Source organism: Rhizobium sp. P2_G9, assembly GCF_056403475.1.
Map to the genome: position 1 here is coordinate 22,914 of NZ_JBFUFK010000027.1, position 6,000 is coordinate 28,913.

General features: G+C 60.2%; 6 protein-coding genes. 3 read left to right on the top strand and 3 right to left on the bottom strand.

Annotation, left to right across the window (positions count from 1 at the left end; genetic code table 11):
• Window positions 1–392: 392 nt before the first annotated feature.
• Window positions 393–1,583 carry a calcium-binding protein gene (locus AC1DYF_RS21770; protein WP_477878856.1) on the bottom strand — a complete coding sequence of 397 codons (1,191 nt, stop codon included), beginning with the start codon at window positions 1,581–1,583 and terminating at the stop codon, window positions 393–395.
• A 229-nt stretch (window positions 1,584–1,812) separates the two neighbouring features.
• On the opposite strand from AC1DYF_RS21770, the gene AC1DYF_RS21775 reads away from it, so the two are divergent.
• Entirely contained in the window at window positions 1,813–2,109 is a 297-nt protein-coding gene (locus AC1DYF_RS21775) for an alkylphosphonate utilization protein (protein ID WP_477878857.1), read from the top strand.
• Between the two features lie 133 nt (window positions 2,110–2,242).
• On the opposite strand, the gene AC1DYF_RS21780 is transcribed toward AC1DYF_RS21775, so the two are convergent.
• Both AC1DYF_RS21780 and AC1DYF_RS21785 read right to left on the bottom strand, forming a co-directional pair.
• The gene (locus tag AC1DYF_RS21780; protein ID WP_477878858.1) at window positions 2,243–3,316 is read right to left on the bottom strand and encodes a patatin-like phospholipase family protein; all 1,074 of its coding nucleotides are present in this window, start codon (window positions 3,314–3,316) and stop codon (window positions 2,243–2,245) included.
• A 30-nt stretch (window positions 3,317–3,346) separates the two neighbouring features.
• Window positions 3,347–4,177 carry a 3-hydroxybutyrate dehydrogenase gene (locus tag AC1DYF_RS21785; RefSeq protein WP_477878859.1) on the bottom strand — a complete coding sequence of 277 codons (831 nt, stop codon included), beginning with the start codon at window positions 4,175–4,177 and terminating at the stop codon, window positions 3,347–3,349.
• A gap of 183 nt (window positions 4,178–4,360) precedes the next feature.
• Between AC1DYF_RS21785 and AC1DYF_RS21790 the strand changes: the two genes are divergently transcribed.
• Window positions 4,361–5,257, top strand: coding sequence for a LysR family transcriptional regulator (locus AC1DYF_RS21790; protein ID WP_477878860.1), 897 nt, complete (start codon window positions 4,361–4,363; stop codon window positions 5,255–5,257).
• Between the two features lie 189 nt (window positions 5,258–5,446).
• The gene (locus tag AC1DYF_RS21795) at window positions 5,447–5,947 is read left to right on the top strand and encodes a cupin domain-containing protein (protein WP_477878861.1); all 501 of its coding nucleotides are present in this window, start codon (window positions 5,447–5,449) and stop codon (window positions 5,945–5,947) included.
• Window positions 5,948–6,000: the final 53 nt, after the last annotated feature.

The window sequence follows — 6,000 nt, forward strand, 5'->3', positions numbered from 1 at the left end:
TGTTGGAATGTCAAACCGCTATCGGCTTGACTGGCACCACCTTCCCAAAACCCGGCCTTCAACTGAAATGCTGTCTCTGCATGGTTTCGATACGCAGTTTCTATGTAACGGCGCTGCCGATCGTTCGTAAAAGAAGCCCCCGTCGCAGTGTGGACGGGGGCTGCAGTTGGGCATCTGCGATTGGCGGATACGGGGATCGCGCAGATGCCGGGGGGTAAAACTTCGTGTTGCGCGTGGCTTCAGAGCCAAGGGGCGGCTCTCCCGCATGCGTCCACCTGCCGCGACAGCCTCCGATGCTCCACGCTCCGGTAGGGCCGGACTTGGGTGGGCCACAGTGGAACAATCAGAGGAAGCAGCAAGTCTGTCGACGGCAAGGCATGAGCAAACCGGTGTCACGTCCCGAAGACAAAGTCGCCGGCGTCAAGGTCTGCTTTAGCCACATCCATCAGCGTCAGCGAATCCTGGCCTGCGGTGATGATGGCATCGCCGTTGTTGAATGCAATGTGATGCTGCATCAAATCGTCGAAGTCTGATATAGCCTTCCAGCCGGAAATATTTGCACTGTCGAGCCCGTTCTCGAAATCGGTGATGGTGTCATGGCCATCGCCGGTGGAGAAATGGAAGATATCGGCGTCGCCGCCGCCAGTCAGGATATCGTTGCCTTTGTGACCATAAAGCTGGTCCAGTCCAGCAAGCCCCTTGATCAGGTTATCTCCCGAATTGCCGTGCAGCACGTCTTCCAGATTGGTGCCGGTGGCGTTGATGCTTTTGCTGCCGAGCAGGAAAAGATCCTCGACATTGGCCGAAAGCCGATAACTCACCGTCGACCGGACGGTGTCATGAATCCCCTGATCGGCCACTTCGATGAGTTTGACCTTGGCGCTGTCGGTGATCAGCGTATCGTTGCCCATGCCCCCGCGCACACCGCTATCATCGTTGATGATGACTCCGCCGCGGTTGTCGAAACGGCCTGATCCTGTTCCCGATCCAAGGACGATCGTGCCGGTAATGGTGCCATCATTGATCACTGTCAGATCGCCTTGATTGCCGAGGACGGCATCCTGTGTCCCGGCGATCGTACCGTGATTGACAAGGCGTGCATGCGTGTCGATGGCGCCGGTAAATGCGACACCGATCGCATTGCCGATCAGGGTCGCCCCTTCAGCATTGATGACGCTGGAATTGCCGGTGACGAAAACGGCGTCATCGGCCTTGACCGAGCTCCGGTTTGTGAATGTCACATGGTCGCAGTCTCCACTGCCGACGCCCAGCTGGGTCCCAACAATCCTGCCGTCATTGACGATGGAGATATTGTCGCCGACGAAACCAATCCCATAATTGCCGGTCACCTTGGCGGTCGATCCGAGCGTGATCACGGTGTCGTCGGCTGCGCAGGCGACGCCGGCCTTATCGCCGTGCGCCTGACCATCGATCAGGACGCTGTTGCCAACATGCTGGTTGCTGATGAAAATGCCGAGGCCATCGGTATCGACCGAAAAGTCTTTTGTGAAAGTCCAGTCGTCGCCGGACGTCTTGATCTCATAGGTGTTGGTAAGATCCGATTTGATCGTGTGCGTTGTCATTCCTGTTTCCTTGATCGGGCCGGCGCAGGGATTCGCGCCGGGCGTCGATAAGAGAATGACCGGTGGCAGCGTTGACCAAAAATGCCGTGTGCTTTTGGATTTGATAATCCGCGGTATGCGCGATCGGAGGCGCCCATCCGATACCCATTGCCCAACGCTCCCGGCTGCGATAACCCCCACAATCGCCGGCGTCCGCCGGTTCACGCATCACGCAGTGACTGGAGAGACCATGCCGGGCGACGACGATGATTATGTCTATGACGAAGCCACCGGCGAATGGCGCCCAGCATCGGAGATGGCGGCGGCCGGCAAGCCGGTCGCGCGCGACGCATCCGGCAATGTGTTGGCGGATGGCGATTCCGTCACGCTGATCAAGGATCTGAAGGTCAAGGGCGCAAACCAGACGATCAAGCAGGGCACGGTGATCCGCTCGATTCGCCTGACCGACGATCCGGAGGAAATCGACTGCAGGCACGAGGCGATCAAGGGCCTGGTGCTTCGGACGGAATTCGTACGCAAACGCTGACGCGTGTTGCGCATGAACCCCATCGTCACATGAAACGCTGCAGTCTTCTTCAGGTGTTGCCGTCGAAGGCGACGTAAGCGGCAGGCCTCCAGGGCAAAGGTAGCTAGCCTGGTATTGCCCGCCAAAAACCACGTCAGAGATACCGCTCGCGGATATCCACCGTCGATCGCTTGCCGATGTCCTGGTAGTTGGCGATGAGCCAGAGATCGGCGCATTCGCGGCCGCGGTCTCTCAGATCGACGAGCGCGCCCCAATCAGCATTGAGCTTGCTCGAGACGGAGAGCGCCCGCATCGTGTCGTCATCGGAAATGCCGTGGACGAAGATCCGCTTGAGATGCGCGGGCGGCGCCTCGGCACTGTCGATGAGATCGGTGACGAAGGCCACCGCACGCATTTCCCGCAAGAGCGACGAATTGAAGCTGATCTCATTGATGCGGTTGAGGATTTCTCCCGCTGTCCGCGGCATTTCGGCGCGCTCGATCGGATTGATATGGACGACGAGGACATCGGGCGTGTCGCAGCCATAGATCAGCGGGAAAATCGCCGGATTGCCCATATAGCCGCCATCCCAATAAGCCTCTCCGTCGATCTCGACCGCCTGGAACAGCAATGGCAGGCAGGCTGACGCCATGATGGCGTCTATCGACAATTCGTCATTGTCGAAGACCTTGACCTTGCCGGTCCGGACATTGGTGGCGCAGATGTTGAGCTTGATCGGACAGCGCGCCATGCGCACCGCGTCAAGATCGACGCATTGCTCCAGCACTTGCCTGAGCGGGTTGAAGTTGAGCGGGTTGAACTGATAGGGCGACATCAGCCGTGTGACCATGTCGAACATGATGAAAGCCGGCGACAGTTCCAGCGCTCGGGAGCCGGTAAAGCGATCGAAGATCGTCGGCTGCAGCGGTCCGGAGGCGGCGGCATGGCTGACGCGCCGCCAGAAATTGGCAAGTGCCGTCTGCGCGCCGCTGCGCCCGCCCTCGGCCAGGCCATAGGCCATGACGGCTGCGTTCATCGCACCGGCGCTGGTCGCTACCACGCCTTCGAAGGACAGGTTGGGCTCGTCGAGCAGCCGGTCCAGCACGCCCCAGGTGAAGGCGCCATGGGCGCCGCCTCCCTGAAGCGCGAGGTTGATTGCTCTTGGCTCGCGTTTGCTGACCGAAATTTCGGGCTTCATCCTGGGCTCGGCTTTCACATGGGTGTTCATGATGACCTCCCTGTCATCTGCCTTGGTTGATCAATGGGCGGTCCAGCCGCCGTCGACGGGAATTGCCGTGCCGGTGATCGACGCGGCGAGACCACCGCAAAGAAACACGGCAAGCGCACCCATCTCCTCGACGGTGGCAAAGCGCTTGGTCGGCTGGTCCTTGAGGAAGACGTCGCGGATCACCGCGTCGCGGGCGATATTGTGCGACTTCGCCTGATCGTCGATCTGCTGTTCAACCAGCGGCGTCCAGACATAGCCGGGGCAGATCGCATTGGCGGTGACGCCGAACTCGGCGCCTTCAAGCGCAATCGTCTTGGTGAAACCGACAAGGCCATGCTTCGCTGCCACGTAAGCCGATTTGAACGGCGACGCGATCAAGCCATGCGCCGAAGCGACGTTGACGATCCTGCCGTAGCGCCGGGTGCACATGCCGTCAAATGTCGCCTGCACCAGATGGAAGGCGGCGGAAAGATTGATGGCGAGGATGGCATCCCACTTCTCCGGCGGAAACGTGCCGACCGGCGAGACATGCTGGATGCCGGCATTGTTGACGACGATGTCGACCTGGCCGAAGCGCGTCGCCGCCCGCTCGACCATCATGCGGATGGCGTCAGGCTTCGACATGTCGGCGGGATCGTAGGCGACATCGACGTCATTGTCCTCGGCAAGGCCGGCGCGCACTGTCTCGATCTCGGCAGGGTCACCGAAGCCGTTGAGCATGACCGCAGCGCCTGCTCTGGCCAATGCGTGCGCAATGCCCAGGCCAATGCCGCTGGTCGAGCCGGTGACGATGGCGCTGCGGCCTTCCAAAGGCTTGCGGCCGGCAAGAGTATCAAGTTCGGGATCAAGGCTGTTCAGCATGGGCGCTCTCCACTGCAATCGACAACGCCATCCGGCGTCCTGCAATCACTGTGGATCACCCTGTTTCACTTTAGAAATGCCGGTCTGGTATGGAATTGATAAATCCATGGCATTGGATGAGAATGCCGTCGGCGGGGAAACTGGCGGCATCGAAAATAGAATTCATTCCCGGGAGGGGTGGCAGTGGATATACATCATATCCGGTATTTTCTGGCCGTGTGTGAAACGCGCAATTTCACGCGCGCGGCCGAAAAGTGCAATGTGACGCAGCCGGCCTTGAGCCGCGCCATACAGCAACTCGAAGATGAGGTTGGCGGCCTGCTCTTCCGCCGCGAGCGGAACCTCACGCACGTCACCGATCTCGGCAACCTGCTCAGGCCACGTTTCCAGCAGGTGCAGGATGAATTGCTGGGCGTGCGCACCGAGGCATCGCGCTTTCTCTGTCTCAACGAGGCGCATCTCAAGGTCGGCATCATGTGTACGATCGGGCCGCGGCGGTTCACCGGATTGCTGACCGATTTCAACATGCGCCACAAGGGCATCCAGTTGCAACTGGTCGAAGGCGTGCCTCCAAAACTGTCAGAACTCCTCGAGACCGGCGAAATCGACGTGGCTCTGATGTCGACGGCAACGACCTTTCCGGAACGTTTCGACGTGACGGGCCTTTTCCGCGAACGGTTCATGCTGGCTTTTCCCGCCGGCCACCGGCTCGGCGAATATGATGCCATCCCGATCGCCGCCATCGATGGCGAAGTTTATCTCCGCCGCGTCAATTGCGAATATTGGGACTACCTCTCCGACCTCTGCGATGCGCAGGGCGTCAAGACGCTCGATTCCTACTCCAGCGAACGAGAGGATTGGATCCAGAATCTGGTTGCCGGCGGCCTTGGCATCTGCTTCATCCCCGAATACAGCGCCGTCATTCCGGGCCTTCAGGTCCGGCCGGTTGCAGAACCCGAGGTCACCCGCGAGGTCTGCCTGGTAACGGTCGCCGGCCGCCGCTTCTCGCCGGCGGTCTCAGCCTTCGTCAGCGCCGTGAAATCCTACGGCTGGGCCGGACCTTCAAGCCGTCCATACTGAGCATATGACATCGTCTTGACATAACAACCCGGCTCTCTGCCGGGCTTTTGGCATTTGCCCCGCATTCGGCGATAGCGCTCGGCTATCGAAACCAAAGTTATCCGGCATTTCTCTTTCGGCCGAGCATCGACCACTCTCCTCGCATGCCCGGCATCGATCTTGCCGGGCTCCAACCAGGAGAACCCGTCCATGAACTTCACACTGACAACCAATCGCATCTCGTTGGCGGCACTGGCCGTCACCGCGCTGACATTCGGCGCCAGCCTACCCGCCACGTCCGCCTTCGCCGGCGATTGCCCGGCCGATCAGGTCGCCGAAAACGGCATGAAGCCCGGTCCGATGATGCCGAAGGGCGTCACCGACACCATCATCCAGAGCATCGACCTCTCGCCCAAGGGCGACGCCTGGAAGGGCAGCATGCTCAGGATGCGCAAGCTGGTCGTGCAGCCGGGCGGCATCGTTCCCTGGCATTCGCATGAGATGCGCCCGGCCAATATCCTGGTCATTTCAGGCTCGATCACCGAATACCGCAGCACCTGCAAAGTGCCGATCCTGCACAAGAAGGGCGATGTCACCGCTGAATTCGGCCATCTCTCGCATTGGTGGAAGAACAACGGCAAGGTGCCGGCCGTGCTCTACTCCTCTGACATCCTGACCCCGGAAATGCATGCCGACGACGCGGCCATGTGACGGGCTCCGCGAAGCTCGAGCAGTCTTTGATCCCCGCCTGGCGTTTCCGGCAC